The organism is Methylobacterium sp. P1-11 (assembly GCF_008329595.1).
Classification (GTDB): domain Bacteria; phylum Pseudomonadota; class Alphaproteobacteria; order Rhizobiales; family Beijerinckiaceae; genus Methylobacterium.
In genome coordinates, this window is sequence record NZ_NPKS01000008.1 from 145,854 (window position 1) to 160,269 (window position 14,416).

13 protein-coding genes are annotated in these 14,416 nt (G+C 69.2%); 9 read left to right on the forward strand and 4 right to left on the reverse strand.

Features of this window, described 5'->3' with window-relative positions:
- Positions 1-34: 34 nt before the first annotated feature.
- Positions 35-1,798, forward strand: coding sequence for an EAL domain-containing protein (locus CIW48_RS10705; protein ID WP_246695195.1), 1,764 nt, complete (start codon positions 35-37; stop codon positions 1,796-1,798).
- 272 nt (positions 1,799-2,070) lie between these two features.
- On the opposite strand, the gene CIW48_RS10710 is transcribed toward CIW48_RS10705, so the two are convergent.
- The 3 genes from CIW48_RS10710 to CIW48_RS10720 form a co-directional block, all read right to left on the reverse strand.
- Positions 2,071-2,502, reverse strand: coding sequence for an acyl-CoA thioesterase (locus tag CIW48_RS10710; RefSeq protein WP_149310771.1), 432 nt, complete (start codon positions 2,500-2,502; stop codon positions 2,071-2,073).
- 52 nt (positions 2,503-2,554) lie between these two features.
- On the reverse strand, positions 2,555-4,288 hold the full coding sequence (locus tag CIW48_RS10715; protein ID WP_246695199.1) for a PQQ-binding-like beta-propeller repeat protein: 1,734 nt from the start codon (positions 4,286-4,288) through the stop codon (positions 2,555-2,557).
- Positions 4,289-4,373: 85 nt separating this feature from the next.
- Complete coding sequence (locus tag CIW48_RS10720) at positions 4,374-4,907, reverse strand: ankyrin repeat domain-containing protein (RefSeq protein ID WP_149310773.1); 534 nt, start codon at positions 4,905-4,907, stop codon at positions 4,374-4,376.
- A gap of 137 nt (positions 4,908-5,044) precedes the next feature.
- Here CIW48_RS10720 and CIW48_RS10725 point away from each other — a divergent pair, with 137 nt between their 5' ends.
- Complete coding sequence (locus tag CIW48_RS10725) at positions 5,045-5,263, forward strand: hypothetical protein (RefSeq protein WP_149310774.1); 219 nt, start codon at positions 5,045-5,047, stop codon at positions 5,261-5,263.
- 13 nt (positions 5,264-5,276) lie between these two features.
- Here the strand turns inward: CIW48_RS10725 and uvrB are convergent, their stop codons facing one another.
- Entirely contained in the window at positions 5,277-8,024 is a 2,748-nt protein-coding gene (gene uvrB, locus CIW48_RS10730; RefSeq protein WP_149310775.1) for an excinuclease ABC subunit UvrB, read from the reverse strand.
- Between the two features lie 291 nt (positions 8,025-8,315).
- Between uvrB and CIW48_RS10735 the strand changes: the two genes are divergently transcribed.
- From CIW48_RS10735 to CIW48_RS10765, 7 genes are all read left to right on the forward strand, one after another.
- Entirely contained in the window at positions 8,316-8,933 is a 618-nt protein-coding gene (locus CIW48_RS10735) for a hypothetical protein (RefSeq protein ID WP_149310776.1), read from the forward strand.
- On the forward strand, positions 8,920-9,309 hold the full coding sequence (locus CIW48_RS10740; protein WP_149310777.1) for a transcriptional regulator: 390 nt from the start codon (positions 8,920-8,922) through the stop codon (positions 9,307-9,309). The genes CIW48_RS10735 and CIW48_RS10740 overlap by 14 nt, the downstream gene beginning before the upstream one ends.
- Positions 9,310-9,386: 77 nt before the next feature.
- Entirely contained in the window at positions 9,387-10,109 is a 723-nt protein-coding gene (locus tag CIW48_RS10745; protein WP_149310778.1) for a di-trans,poly-cis-decaprenylcistransferase, read from the forward strand.
- A gap of 42 nt (positions 10,110-10,151) precedes the next feature.
- Positions 10,152-11,375 (forward strand): bifunctional phosphopantothenoylcysteine decarboxylase/phosphopantothenate--cysteine ligase CoaBC, encoded by a 1,224-nt coding sequence (coaBC, locus tag CIW48_RS10750; RefSeq protein ID WP_149310779.1) that lies wholly within the window; start codon positions 10,152-10,154, stop codon positions 11,373-11,375.
- 565 nt (positions 11,376-11,940) lie between these two features.
- The gene (locus CIW48_RS10755; protein WP_053610948.1) at positions 11,941-12,357 is read left to right on the forward strand and encodes an FKBP-type peptidyl-prolyl cis-trans isomerase; all 417 of its coding nucleotides are present in this window, start codon (positions 11,941-11,943) and stop codon (positions 12,355-12,357) included.
- 48 nt (positions 12,358-12,405) lie between these two features.
- Positions 12,406-13,776, forward strand: a complete 1,371-nt coding sequence (locus CIW48_RS10760) for a Wadjet anti-phage system protein JetA family protein (protein ID WP_149310780.1) — start codon at positions 12,406-12,408, stop codon at positions 13,774-13,776.
- Positions 13,769-14,395, forward strand: a complete 627-nt coding sequence (locus CIW48_RS10765; RefSeq protein WP_149310781.1) for a DUF4194 domain-containing protein — start codon at positions 13,769-13,771, stop codon at positions 14,393-14,395. Before CIW48_RS10760 ends, CIW48_RS10765 begins: the two co-directional genes overlap by 8 nt.
- Positions 14,396-14,416 lie beyond the last annotated feature (21 nt).

A 14,416-nucleotide genomic window follows, 5' to 3' on the forward strand; every position in this document is an offset into this window, starting at 1 on the left:
AATCCTGCGCCACGAGCGGTTTGAGGAAGAGCGCTTGGCCGCGCTCTACGAACTCAACCTCCTTGACACGCCACCAAGCGAGAGCTTCGACCGCATCACGCGGATGGCCAGTCAGATCTTCAACCTGCCGATATCCGCGGTGTCGCTGACGGATCGCGACCGACAATGGTTCAAATCACGCATCGGCGTCGACCATTGCTCGATCCCCCGCGATAGGGCGCCGTGTGCCCAGGTGGTCGAGAGTTCGGACGTCCTGGTGATCCCCGACTTAGCGCAGGATGCCTGTTACGCCGAAAGCACGCTTGGCCGTTCTGGTATCCGCTTCTACGCCGGCGCACCGCTCGTTACGCGCGACGGTTACAGCCTCGGCGCCCTCTGCGTTCTGGGCACTGAGCCGCGTGCGGCCGCTGCCTCCGAGGTGACCGCTCTCAAGGACTTGGCCGCGATGGTCATGGCGCAAATCGAGCTGCAGCATGCCTTCGGCCGAGTCGACCCGCTGAGCGGCCTACCCAGCCGGAACCAGTTCTTGGATGATCTCGCCGACCTCGCCGCCGAGCATCCGGACGTCGCCCGGATTGCCGTACTCGTCGACCTCGCCCGTCCCGAGCAAATCGCCGCCTATGCTCGCGTCATGGGGCCGAGCCGCATTGACGATCTGGTGCGGGAGGCAGCCCGGGAGATGAGACGGCTCGTGGGTCCGGAGCGCAGGCTCTACCACACGGCAGCCACGCAATTCGCCTTCCTGGCCGCCCCGGGCGTCCGGCAGGAGGATTACGTCCAGCGTCTCGCGGAGGAGCATCGGCAGGCGCGAGAGCGCTCCATGACCGGCATGCTCCTGACCAGCGCCATCGGCGTGAGTGTGTTCAAGCCCGCCTCGACAACGCCGCAGGATGTCCTGCGCGCGCTCTACAGTGCGGTCCAGGACGCGCGTTCCTCGTCCGACCTGATCAGCGTGTACTCGGCCATCGCTGACGAAGCCTATCAGCGCCGGTACCAGCTGCTCCAGGATTTCGGCCCGGCCCTCCTTGCCGACGACCAATTGCGGCTCGTGTTCCAGCCGCGTATCGACCTGTCCACCGGGGAATGCGCCGGCGCGGAAGCGCTTCTCCGCTGGAACCATCCGGTTCTGGGCACCGTGTCCCCCGGTGAATTCGTCCCCGTCATCGAGCACTCGCCCCATGCGCAGGCCATGACGGCCTTCGTCCTGGACCGGGCGCTCGACCAGGCGCGTCGCTGGGATGAGGCCGGGCACGGGCTTGTGATATTGGTCAACATCTCGGCCGCTAACCTGCACGAGCCGGGCTTCGCGAGCGCGGTCAAGGCCGCCCTCCGGCATCACCGCCTCGCACCTGAGCGGCTGGAACTGGAGGTGACCGAGAGCGCGATCATGCAGGATGCCGGCCAAGCGCGTCATCAACTCGACGCGATCGCTGCTGCAGGCATCCACTTGGCTATCGACGACTTCGGGACCGGCTACAGTAGCTTGGCATACCTTCAAGATATCCCAGCCCAAGTTGTGAAGATCGATCGGAGTTTCGTCCGCAAGCTGGTAGAGGGCAAGAGAGAACAGTCGCTCGTCCGCTCGATGATCGGGCTTTCGCACGACCTCAACTATCGCGTGGTCGCGGAGGGCGTGGAGACCATAGAGGCCGCCGACGAGCTCGCGGCGATGCGCTGCGATGAGGCGCAAGGCTACTTATACGCGCGTCCACTCGAGATTAGCCAGTTTGAGGTTTGGCTTCAGGAGTACGCGCGGCGCCCCGGGCGCGCCGGGCGCGCTTCTGCACCGCACGTCTGAGACAGGGTGCGTGACAGCAGGCTTGCCTGCTTCAACCAGGATCGCCGGCGGTCGTGCGCAGCCTGTCATTTACTGAAGGTCTGACCCCCTCCATGTGAAACGGGGGCGGGCATACTGAAAACCACGCCGCTCGGGTCATCGCGATGGTTGCCCAGAATCGGGCGTGGATCATCGGGAACACGCCACGATCCCGGGCCGCGCTGGCATCGACAGCCGCACGGGCCTCTTAGGACCGCCGGAGGCTGCGCCCGGCTCTGTCCGCCGAAGCGGGATCAGAGACCGGGATCCTCCGGTGGCACCAATCGCGGGCGCCGATCGTCGCCGATTGCCACGAAGGTGAAGGTCGCCTCGGTCACCTTCATGGTGGCCTCGCTTGCCCGCTCGCGCCGCCAGACCTCGACCTGGATGCGCAGGGAGGACCGTCCGACCTTCAGGAGCCACGCGTAGAGGCTCACCTCGTCGCCCACGAAGACCGGATGGTGGAACGTGATCGCATCGACCGCGATTGTGGCGCAACGTCCCCGCGCCCGGCGGGCCGCGACGTTGCCGGCCGCGAGATCCATCTGCGCCATCAGCCAGCCGCCGAAGATGTCGCCGGCCGGGTTCGTGTCAGCAGGCATCGCGATGGTGCGGATCACCGGCGGCCCGCGGTCCGTCGGCTGGGCCACAGTGCCGACCCCGATGCCCTCGCCGCAATCCGCCATGACCAGCCGTCCCCCGAACCGGCAGGACACATCCGGCCAAGCTCGGCTGCGGTCAATCGGGCAGCGCGAAGACCAGCAGTGCGTCGCCGGTGCCGAATCCGGACGCCTTGGTGAAGGACGCGCCGCCTGCCGCCACCGCGAGGTACTGCTTGCCGTCGAGCGCGTAGGTCATCGCAGGGCCGCTGATGCCGGCTCCACACTGGAACCGCCAGAGCACCCGGCCGTCCCCGGCATCGTGAGCGTCGAAGTGACCGTCCTCCTCACCGGAGAAGACGAGGCCGCCGCCAGTCGCCAGCGTTCCCCCCGAGAGGCGGCTCGCCGACCGGACCGACCACGCGATCGTCCCGCCGTTCACGAGGTCGACGGCGGTGAGGGTGCTGAAGGACGGCTCGCCTTTGGCCTCGCCCGTTTCGGTGTAGCGGATCTCCGGACGCCCGGCGGCCGCCGGCACGGTCTTCACCGTGTAGGCCGTCGCTCCGTGGCGGACCTGCACGTAGGCGCGCCGGCCGTCATAGGCGGTGGGTGGCCATGAGACTGCGCCGAGCGGCCCCGGCGCCACCACGGTGCCCTGCGCGGTCGGTGGTGCGAACAGGTTCTTCTGGTCGATGAGCGGTGCCGAGCGCTCGATGAGCGTTCCGGTGGCGCGGTCGTGGACGTAGATCCACCCGGTCTTGCTCGCCGAGGCGACGGCCTGCGCGCCGCCGGGCATGTCGAGCAGGAAGGGCGGCGCGGCGACGTCGTAGCCCCACTCGTCGTGTGGCACCTGCTGATAGTACCAGCGCAGCGTGCCGGTCCTCACGTCGAGGGCGACGAGGCACATCGTGTAGAGATTGTCCCCCGGCCGCGACAGGCCGAAATTCTGCGGTGCCGGGTTGCCGGTCCCGAGGAAGATCAGACCGAGACCGGGATCGTAGGCTGGCGTCATCCAGAGCGATCCGCCGCCCACACGCCAAGCGTCACGGTTGGCGTGTGCCGCCGCCTTCTCGGCGGCGATGTCGCGGTGGAGCGGCGTGCCATCGGCGGTTTTCACCACAAAGCCGCCCTCCCAGCCCTCCGACGGTGTAACGTACCAACGCCAGCGCTCTTCGCCGGTCTGCGCGTCGTAGGCTGCGAGCCAGCCGCGCCGTCCGTAGCCCCCCTCGATGCCGACCACCGATCCGCCGTCGAGCCCGCCGGCCTCGTCCTCAATGTGGAGACCGTAGCCCGCTCCGGTGACGCCGACGATCACCAGGCCGTCGGCGACCAGCGGCGGCATCTTGAAGCCGAGACGGCTCGAACCCTGCACCGGCTTGCCGCCGAGCGTCGCGGCGAGGCCCGAGGCGGTCTCGGTCTCGCCGTCCTCCGGGCGCACCGCCTCCTTGTCCCAGACGATCCGGCCGTTCTTTGCGTCGAGGGCGATCAACCGCCCGTCCATGGTCGCCTCGAAGACGAGGCCGCCCGACACCGCGAGCCCGCGATTCGAGGGCGGTCCGAAGATCTTCTCGGTGCGCGGCTTGTGCGTGTAGGTCCAGAGCGGCTTGCCGGTGCGCGCGTCGAGCGCCGCGACGTTGTTCTGTGTCGTCGAGACGTAGAGGGTACCGTCCACCATCACCGGCTGGGCCTGGAAGTAGCCGGTGATCCCGGTCTGGAAGATCCAGGCGGGCCGCAGCCGCCCGACATTGTCGCGGTTGATCTGGGTCAGGTCGGAGAAGTTGCGATTGCTCGAATCATGCCCGAAAGCTGGCCAGGACGTCTCGGCGCCGAAGACCGAGCCGAGGGAACCGGGTCCTGCAAGGCAGGCCAGCAGGGCGGCCCCAATCCATCGCGACAAAGCTGTGCTCCCGTCTGCGGCGACCGTCGCGCTCAAATAGGCCTGTTCCTGATACGAGGGCCTATGCCCGCCGCTGCTTAGCCCCATCGAGCTGCGCCGGCGTCGCCTCGGCGCCCATTGCCCGGGCCATGTCGGCGGCGCTCTGGCCGGAGGCGTCGCGTCGCTCCGGGTCGGCGCCATGCTGGAGGAGAAGGTCGACCATCTCGGTGCGGTCGAACATGGCCGCGGTCATCAGGGCCGTGCGGGTGCCGTCGCCAGTCCCGTCCACCGCGGCACCGTGCCGGAGCAGGAGCTGCGCGATGGAGAGATCGTTCTTGAAGGCCGCACCGGCGAGCGGCGTCTGACCGCGGTCATTCGCAAGTTCCGGGTCGCCGCCGGCTTCCAGGATTATCCGGGTCGCCTCCGCCTGGCCGTTATAGGCGGCCAGCATCAGCAGGCTGTCGCCCTTGTCGTTGCGCAGATTCGCCGGCAGCCCCTGCCCGAACAACGCGGCGAGTTCCTCCGCGTGGCCCATCCGCGCGTACTGGAAGACCCGCGCCGCGAAGGCCAGGGTCTCGTCGTCGAGGGTCGGGGGCGTCTTTGTCTCTGAGGCCATCGCGTGCTCGTCTCTCGTCGCGGCTGATCTGGGCCGCTGCGGCATCCACGTCCAGCGGTGGCGGGAACAGTTTTGGCGTGCGGCTCGTTCCAGCCGCCAATCCGGGCCCGAAGGTCCGGCGCTTCCGGAGCGCGACGATGCCCCGACCGTTTGAGCCCTACGCTGACGCGCTGCGCACCGCCCGCGAGATCGTGCGCGAGCAGGCGGGCGCCATCGTCGAGGCGGCGGTCCGTGCGGATTCCCAGGCTTATGATGAGGCGTGCAACGTCCTCGTCGTCCGGATCGCCCAGGCCATCGTCGATGCCGGCGAGGCCGGGACGGCGCATCGCCTGGCCCGGGGCGACGCGGCCGCCTGAATTCCGCCGCCAGTCAGCCCCGCCGCCGTCCGCCGCCGCCCTTGTACTTGGGCTTCTGCCCGCCGAGTCCCTGCGTCGAGCGTGGCTTCGGCCGCTCCTGCCAGACCGGTGCGAGGCCGCCCACCGGCAGTTCCCGGTCCGTGCCGGGGCCCATATTGTCGAGGTCCGGCTTGGCGATCCGGCTGCCGCCCCCCCCGCGTGGCGCCTTTCGTCCGAACTTGCCGGCCTCGCGCTCCACGTCGCTCTGCCGGGCCATGGGATCGTCCGAGACCAAGAGTTCGGTCGCCTGAAGGCGTTTCAGCTCGTCGCGCAGCCGCGCCGCCTCCTCGAAGTCGAGGTCGGCGGCCGCCGCCCGCATGCGCTTCTCCAGATCCGCCATGACGGCCTTCAGGTTGTGGCCGACCGTGATCGCGTCCTTGGCCAGCCCGGTATCGACCTGGACATGATCGCGCTCGAACACGCTGCTGAGGATGTCGGCGATGCCGCGCTTCACGCTCTGAGGCGTGATTCCGTGCTCTTCGTTGTAGGCGAGCTGCTTGGTGCGCCGGCGCTCGGTCTCGGCCATCGCCCGCTCCATCGAGCCGGTGATGGTGTCCGCGTACAGGATGCAGCGCGCGTCGGCGTTGCGGGCTGCGCGGCCGATGGTCTGGATTAGCGAGGTCTCCGACCGGAGGAACCCCTCCTTGTCGGCGTCCAGGATCGCCACAAGGGCGCATTCCGGGATGTCGAGGCCCTCGCGCAGCAAATTGATGCCGATCAGCACGTCGAAGGCCCCGAGCCGCAGGTCGCGGATGATCTCGATGCGCTCCAGCGTGTCGATGTCGGAGTGCATGTAGCGCACCCGCACGCTGTTCTCGTGCAGGTACTCGGTGAGATCCTCGGCCATGCGCTTGGTGAGCGTGGTCACGAGCGTCCGGTAGCCGGCCTGCGCCACGGCGCGGACCTCGCCCAGCAGGTCGTCGACCTGGCTTCGGGCCGGGCGGATCTCGATCACCGGATCGACGAGGCCGGTGGGCCGGATGACCTGCTCGGCGAAGACGCCACCGGTCTGCTCCATCTCCCATTTGCCAGGCGTCGCCGAGACGTGGACCGTCTGCGGCCGCATCGCATCCCACTCCTCGAAGCGGAGCGGCCGGTTGTCGAGGCAGGAGGGCAGCCGGAACCCGTACTCGGCCAGCGTCGCCTTGCGACGGAAGTCGCCCCGATACATGCCGCCGATCTGCGGCACCGTGACGTGGCTCTCATCGGTGAAAACCAGGGCGTTGTCGGGCAAGTACTCGAACAGGGTCGGCGGCGGCTCGCCGGGCTTCCGACCGGTGAGATAACGGGAATAGTTCTCGATGCCGTTGCAGGCGCCGGTGGCCTCGATCATCTCGATGTCGAAGGTACAGCGCTGGTCGATGCGCTGCGCCTCGATCAGCCGGCCCATCTTGGTCAGCTCCTCGATCCGGGCGTTCAACTCGTGCTTGATGCCCTTGATCGCCTGCTGCAGCGTCGGGCGCGGCGTGACGTAGTGCGAATTGGCGTAGACCTTCACGAACTTCAGCTCGGAAATGGTCTTGCCGGTGAGCGGATCGAACTCGACGATGCTCTCGACCTCGTCGCCGAACAGGCCGATGCGCCAGCCGCGATCCTCCAAGTGGGCGGGCCACAGCTCGATCGAATCGCCCCGCACCCGGAACGTGCCGCGGGCGAAATCAGACTGGATGCGCTTGTATTGGAGCGCGACGAGATCGGCGATGAGCTGGCGCTGCTCGATCCGCTCGCCCAGACTCACCGTGAACGACATGGCCGTATAGGTCTCGACTGAGCCAATACCGTAGATGCACGAGACCGACGCCACGATGATCACGTCGTCCCGCTCCAGCAGGGCGCGGGTCGCGGAGTGGCGCATCCGGTCGATCTGCTCGTTGATCGAGGATTCCTTCTCGATGAACGTGTCCGAGCGCGGCACGTAGGCTTCGGGCTGGTAGTAATCGTAGTAGGAAACGAAATACTCGACGGCGTTTTCGGGGAAGAAGGCCTTGAATTCGCCATAAAGCTGGGCGGCGAGCGTCTTATTGGGCGCGAGGATCAGGGCGGGGCGTTGCGTCTCCTCGATGATCTTGGCCATCGTGAAGGTCTTGCCCGAGCCGGTGACGCCGAGCAGAACCTGGTCGCGCTCCATCGCCTGCACGCCGCCGACCAGTTCGGCGATGGCCCTCGGCTGGTCGCCAGCCGGCTTGAACTCGGATTTCAGCGTAAACCGGACGCCGCCCTCGGATTTCTGCGGGCGCTCCGGCCGGTGCGGGACCCAGGTCTTGCCGTCCTTGAACAGCGGGTTGCCCTCGACGAGCAGGCGCTCCAGGGCGCTCACCGTTGCCGAGGCGCCGCCGTCGCCGCCGGGATCCGGCAGGTCGGCGCCCTCCGGCACCGGGCCGTCCTCGGGCGGCGTCAGGCCGAGCGCCTGCGCCAGACGCGGATCGACATCAGCCGCGCCGCCGAGCGCGTAGCCGGCCTGGGGGGCCTCTGAGAAGCCGTCGCGGGCAATCTCGGCCCGGCGCGTGGCGGCCTTGGTATCTACCTTGCCGGCGCGCGCCTTCGGCTTGCCCGGCCGCGCGGGCGGCTCAGAGGGCGGCTCGACGGGCGCCAGCCGGTTGCGATTGAGCGCCGGGTTCAGGAGCTCCGCCAGATAAGTGTCCAGCGGCTTCAGCTCGGGCTTCGACGCCTTGGCGGACGTGGCCGTGACGGAGGCGGCGCGCGGTTTCTTCGGTGCGGGCATGTGCACAATATGGGCCCGGACCGCGCTCCGAGAAACCCTGTGGGGATGCGGTTTGACGGCTTTCGTTGACGGCTGGCCGCGCCGCGGACCGGTGGTGGGACGACGCGCCTTTCCACTAAAGGCGGTGTGGCGAATACAACCGCTAGGTAGAATTTACCCGGGAGCGAACTCGACCGCGGCCCCGGTTGCTGAGAAGATCGGCATACGCGGCGCGGGAAATCGGCTTGCCGTGAGCCGACGCGGTCGATACTTTGCGCTGCAAAGCATGCTGCAGCCGGGGGCTTTTGGCACATGCAGGACCTGGACAAGGCGCTGGCCGACATCGTGGCGATCCGCTCGCAGATCGCCCGCGACACGGCGTTCCGCGGGGTGGGGGCGGCGACGGTGGCGGGCACCGGCGGCTTGGCGCTGGCCTGTGCGGCGGGCCAAGCCCTGTGGCTTGGCGATCCGGCGGTGCGAACAGGCCTGTTCTTCGGTCTCTGGATCGCGGCCGCCCTCGCGGCCTTCGCGATGATCGGCGTCGAGGCGGTCCGGCGCAGCCGGCGCCTGCATTCCGGCCTCGCCGATGCGATGGTGTGGAATGCCATAGAGGTGTTCCTGCCGGCGGCGGGTGCGGGGGCCTGCCTCGCCCTCGTCATCGCGCGTTTCGCTCCCGGCGAGGTCTGGATGCTGCCGGGTCTCTGGCAGGTGCTAGTCGGCCTTGGCCTGTTCGCCTCAGCGCGAATCCTGCCACGAGGGGTGCAGGGCGTCGGTGCCTGGTATCTGCTTGCCGGGCTCGCGGTGCTGGCAATGTCGGCCGAGACGCGCGGCCTGTCCCCCTGGACGATGGGCCTGCCCTTCCTCCTCGGTCAAACCTGGCTGGCGGGGATCATCCATCGCGGGGCCCGGGCCTTCGATGACAATCGCTGACCGTTCCGACGGGCGCTTTTCCTACGAGGGGCTCGACAGGATCATCCACGAGCGGGCACGCCTGAGCGTGCTGACCTCGTTGGTGGCGCATCCGAAGGGATTGCCCTTCCCGGATCTCAAGCGCCTGTGCGGGCTCACCGACGGCAACTTGAGCCGCCATCTCGCCGTGCTGAGCGAGGCCGATCTAGTGAGCCTCGAGAAGGGCTTTGCGCACAACCGGCCGCAGACGGTCTGCCGCCTGACCTCCGTCGGACGCCAACGCTTCATTGGCTATCTCGGCGTGCTCGAGCAGGTGGTGCGCGACGCCGCGGTGGCCGCCGAGCGCGGGTCCGAATCCGGTGTCCGCGGCCTCGATCCGGCCACGAAAACGGCGTGAGGACGCCCCGCCTGGCCGGGAATATTAACTCCGTTTCGATAGAGCTCAACGCCACGCCCATGCCGGGAGACTTTACGATGCAAAGCGAAGCGGTGCCGGGCCCCCTGCACGCCGCGATCATCATGGACGGTAACGGGCGCTGGGCCACGCAACGCGGCCTGCCGCGGCTGGCCGGCCATCACCGGGGCGTGGAATCGATCCGGCGCACCGCAGAGGCCTGCCCGGATCTCGGCATCGGCACGCTCACGCTCTACGCCTTCTCGGCGGATAACTGGCAGCGGCCCACCGAAGAGGTCGGCGGCCTGATGCGGCTTCTGCGCTCCTACCTGCGCAACGAGACCCAGCGCCTTGCCCGCACCGGCACCCGCCTCAGCGTCGTCGGCCGGCGCGACCGCCTGCCGGACGGCATCCCCGAGGCGATGGCTGCGGCGGAAGCCGCCACGGCGGCGGGGACTCGGCTGCATCTCCGAATCTGCGTCGATTACTCGGCCCGCGACGCGATCATCGCGGCCGCGCAGCGTCTCCACGGCGATGACCTGACGCGCGAGGGCTTCGGCCAGCTGGTGGCCGGCCCGATGCACGGTTCGCCCGTCGACGTCGACCTGCTGATCCGCACCGGCGGCGAGCGCCGTCTCTCTGACTTCATGCTCTGGGAGGCGGCTTATGCCGAGCTGCATTTCACCGAGCGGATGTGGCCTGATTTCGGCCCCGAGGACCTCGCCGAGGCGGTGGCCGAGTTCGGCCGCCGCGAGCGCCGGTTCGGCGGCCTGAAGGCGCCGGCCGTCCCGGCCGCGGCCTGAGCCGCTTGACGCGCGCGTCCCGGCGCGCAGAGGGTCGCGCGCATGATCGAGACCCTCCACCAGCGCCGCGTCCTCCTCGTCATCGGCGGTGGCATCGCGGCCTACAAGGCGCTCGACCTGATCCGGCGCCTGCGTGAGCGCGGCGCCAGCGTCTGCCCGGTGCTGACCGCAGGGGCGCAGGAATTCGTAACACCCCTCGCGGCTGCGGCGCTCGCGGGCGAGCGGGCGCATACCGACCTGTTCGACCGGGCCTCCGAGGCCGAGATCGGCCACATCAAGCTGGCCCGTCAGGCGGATGCCGTGGTCGTGGCGCCCGCCACGGCCAACCTGATGGCCCGCATGGCTGGCGGCCACGCGGCTGATCTGGCGACCACGATCCTGCTGGCGACGACCCTGCCGATCCTGCTTGCGCCGGCCATGAACGTCCAGATGTGGGCCCATCCGGCGACCCGGCGGAACCGCGCGATCCTGGAGGGAGACGGCATCCGGATCGTCGGCCCGAATGCCGGCAGGATGGCGGAGCCCGAATCCGGGCCTGGCCGCATGGCCGAGCCCAACGAGATCGCCGACGCGCTGGAGCGGATGCTGGGGCTGCAGGCCGGCGACGGGCCCCTCGTCGGCCGGCGCGTGCTCGTCACCTCCGGTCCGACCCATGAGCCAATCGATCCGGTCCGCTACATCGCCAATCGCTCGTCGGGCCGCCAGGGCCACGCCATTGCGGCCGCCGCCGCCGCGGCCGGTGCCGCCGTCACCCTGGTCTCCGGGCCGGTGGCGCTTCCCGACCCGCCGGGCGTCGCGGTGGTCCAGGTCGAGACTGCCCGGGAGATGCTCGCCGCCGTCGAGGCGGCGCTTCCGGCCGACATCGCGGTCTTCGCCGCCGCCGTGGCCGATTGGCGTCCGGAACACGAGGCTGGAACCAAGAAGATCAAGAAGGACGGCACCGGGCCGGCGCCGATGTCGCTGGTGGAAAATCCCGACATCCTCGCCACGATCGCGCGCCGGCCGGCGGGCCGCCCCCCCCTCGTGGTCGGGTTCGCCGCTGAAACCGACCGGGTTATCGAACACGCACGGGCGAAAATCGCCCGAAAGGGGTGCGACCTGATCGTGGCCAACGATGTGTCGGCCGAGGGCGGCGTGATGGGCGGTGCCGACAACGCGGTGCACGTGATCCGCCGGGACGGCACGGTCGAGACCTGGCCGCGCCTCGGCAAGGACGAGGTTGCCCGGCGCTTGGTGGCGCATTTCGCGGGCCTTCTGGCTGATTGATGGAGGTCGGCCAGACTGGAGTGCTGTGAGGCACCTGTGACGATCGCTTCCGTTCGGGAACAACTACGCACAGGAAAGATAGAAAACTGGCTTTCAGGTTTGCATCGGATCGTGAGTAAGAATTTCGGATCCGGCGCATTTTGTAAGCGAAAAAATATGATTGTTCTTGATACTTGCCTTTCTGAATTGCTCGGAACGGGAATCGCATCAAAAAGAGTCTGAGCGTCGCGGCGGTGGCTGAAGAGCTGGGCGCCGCCACGCAAGAGATCGTCCGCAACGTCGCCCGAGAGGCTTAGGCCGCCGCCGCAATGGTCGGTCACATCGCCGGCGTGGCCGCGGCCTCGAAGGCGAATGACGCAGCGACGGACCCTGTCCTTAGCGGGGCGTGCGCCCTGTCGGGCCGAGCCTTTCTTTGCGGAGGTGGGCCGCTTCCTGGCCACCAGCGTCCGGGCCGCCTGAGCGGTCCCGGTGGTGCGGTCGGCCGCCTCCCTGGCCTGGACCGGTCCGAAGCGATAGAAGGCCCTCCGAAGGCCGGCGCGTACGGCGCCGGCTCCAGGGAGAAACCATGCCTCGCCTGTCCCCCCTCTTCGGAGCCGCGTTGATCGCCATGACCACAGCCGCCAATGCCGAGACCGTGACCACGCCGTCGGGCCTCAAGTATCAGGACGAGGTCGTCGGCACCGGGCCTGAGCCGAAGGCCGGCCAGCAGGTCACCGTCCAGTACACCGGCTGGCTCGACGAGGGCGGCAAGAAGGGCAAGAAGTTCGACTCGTCCCGCGACCGCAACCAGCCCTTCAGCTTCCCCCTCGGCGCCGGCCAAGTGATCAAGGGCTGGGACGAGGGCGTCGCCACCATGAAGACCGGCGGCAAGCGCACTCTGATCATCCCGCCGCAGCTCGGCTACGGCGCCCGCGGCGCCGGCGGCGTGATCCCGCCGAACGCCACCCTGATCTTCGACGTCGAACTCCTCGGCGCGAAGTAAGGCATCGATCGGGGCTCGGGCTGCGCGGCGGCGAGAGTTTTCAGAACCATGCTGTTCGCGCAGCTGTCCGACGAGCTGTTCAAGCCGCTCGCCTCGCCGAGCCGCGGCTTCAACGCCGCCCTGCTCCTGCACCTGCACCGGCGCGTCCTCGGGGCCGAGCCGGTGCGCAAGGCCGAACTCCTGGCCGAGATCGGCGACTTCGCCGCCGGCTGGAGCGATCCCGAGATCAGCGGCGACGAGCCGATCTCGGCGGATCCGACCGAGCGCCGCACGGCGCTCTACCGGCGCCTCCTCGACACCGGCTGGCTGATCGAGCGCCGCGAGCGCTACGTTCCGGTCGCGGAATTCGACCCCGAGGCCCGCCTGCTCTTGGAGGAGCTGTCGCGGCTGGAACGGGGCGAGACCCGCTCGTACGGCGGGGCCGTGCTGGAGGTGTTGGGCGGGCTCGAGAGCGCCCTGTCGGACCCGGCGAACCGCTCCGAGGCGCTGTCCAACGCCGCCCGGGGCGCGGCCGCCTTCCTGTCGCACGTGCGCGGCTTGGCAGCCGGCATGCGCAAGGTCGAGGAACGCATCCTGCGCGAGCCCGACCGCGCCAAGACCTTCCGGCTGTTCTTCGAGGATTTCGTCGAGCGCCACCTGATCAGCGACTACCGGACGCTGCATACCCGTTTCAACCCGTTCCGCTTCCGCGCCAGCGTGGTGCGCGAGGCCGGGCGGGCGCTGCGCGACGCCCTCACGGTCCGGGCACTGGCCGAGGGCCTGATCCGCGAGGGGCGGAGTGCCGACCTCGACGCAGCGCAGAAGGCCGTCCGGGCCGATCTCGCCCAGATCCTCGCGGTGTTCGAGGGTCTCGACAACCACCTCGACGCCGTCGACGCCGTGGTGGCGCGCCTGGAGCGCCGGATCGCCTCCGCGCTGCACGTGATGGACCGCCCGGACCCGAGCGGCGTCGAGCGCGTCGCCGCGCTGCTGCGCGCCGTCGGGGGAGCGGAGATCGCCCCCGAGGTGCCGGGCGACGTCTCGCTGCTGCGGCCGCCGATCGGGCACGCGCATCTCCAGGCGCCGCGGACCCGCAAGGCCGCGATCGACATGGAGCCGCTGCCCGACATCGAGGACGACCCCGTGGTCGACGCCTTCGCGGCCGCGAAGGCAGAGTTCCGGCGCCGCACCACCGTGACGCCCGAGAGCATGAGCGCCTTCGTGGAGGGCCACCTCGGCAAGGCCGTTCGGCTGCGCGGGTCGCAAATCGTGATCGCGGGCGTCGACGACTTCATCGTGTTCCAGCGCCTGCGTGAGATCGACGTGCTGTTCGACGCCAAGCTCGGCGCACGCTACGCCCTGACCCGCCTGTCCGAGCGGGTGGTCAACGGCTGGCTGGACTGCCCGGATTTCCTGTTGGAGCGCCGTCCCCGTGCTTGAGGGCTTCCGCGCGATCATCGACGGTGACGAGCCGCCACCCCCCGGCGCCCGGGCGCCGGACGCCGAGGAGCTGTGCCGTGCCCTCCAGGTGCTGCTGAAGGGTCAGGTGATCTACGCCGAGACCCAGAACATCGGCCGCTCCTACGAGCTCGCCCGGCACTACGCGCCGTTCTTCACCGACTACTTCGCCTGCCTCGGCTACGCGCTGACCGTCTCGCACCGCGACCAGATGGTCTCACTGAGCCCGGCTGCAGACGCCCCGCGGCACGACATCGTCTCGGAGCGCCTGCGCAAGGACGAGACCCTGGTGCTGCTGGCGCTCCGGCTGCTCTACGAGGAGGGGCTGCGCGATCATCGGGCCGGCACGGACGGGATCGTCGACTGCACCACCGACGAGATCGTCGAGAAGATCCGCGCCGTGGCACGCAACGAGCCCCCCGAGGAGGGCCGGCTCGCCGACATCCTGCGCCTCTACGCCAAGCGCGGTGGCCTGCGCCTCGGCGAGCGCGACCGGGTCGAGCGGGTCACGCCGCTCGCGCTCCTGCCGGGCGTGACGGTGCTGGCCTCCGACGCCTGGATGGAGCGCCTGCGGGCGTGGTCCGAGGCCGGCGAGGCCTGAGGCCGGCGCCGGCCGCTCCGG

Bases quoted from the DNA above. Each gene is read 5' to 3' on its own strand.
- CIW48_RS10720 (WP_149310773.1), bottom strand. From the start codon at position 4,907: ATGGCCTCAGAGACAAAGACGCCCCCGACCCTCGACGACGAGACCCTG.
- CIW48_RS10755 (WP_053610948.1), top strand. From the start codon at position 11,941: ATGCCTCGCCTGTCCCCCCTCTTCGGAGCCGCGTTGATCGCCATGACC.
- CIW48_RS10745 (WP_149310778.1), top strand. From the start codon at position 9,387: ATGCAAAGCGAAGCGGTGCCGGGCCCCCTGCACGCCGCGATCATCATG.
- CIW48_RS10710 (WP_149310771.1), bottom strand. From the start codon at position 2,502: ATGGCGGATTGCGGCGAGGGCATCGGGGTCGGCACTGTGGCCCAGCCG.
- uvrB (WP_149310775.1), bottom strand. From the start codon at position 8,024: ATGCCCGCACCGAAGAAACCGCGCGCCGCCTCCGTCACGGCCACGTCC.
- CIW48_RS10735 (WP_149310776.1), top strand. From the start codon at position 8,316: ATGCAGGACCTGGACAAGGCGCTGGCCGACATCGTGGCGATCCGCTCG.
- CIW48_RS10760 (WP_149310780.1), top strand. From the start codon at position 12,406: ATGCTGTTCGCGCAGCTGTCCGACGAGCTGTTCAAGCCGCTCGCCTCG.
- coaBC (WP_149310779.1), top strand. From the start codon at position 10,152: ATGATCGAGACCCTCCACCAGCGCCGCGTCCTCCTCGTCATCGGCGGT.
- CIW48_RS10725 (WP_149310774.1), top strand. From the start codon at position 5,045: ATGCCCCGACCGTTTGAGCCCTACGCTGACGCGCTGCGCACCGCCCGC.
- CIW48_RS10740 (WP_149310777.1), top strand. From the start codon at position 8,920: ATGACAATCGCTGACCGTTCCGACGGGCGCTTTTCCTACGAGGGGCTC.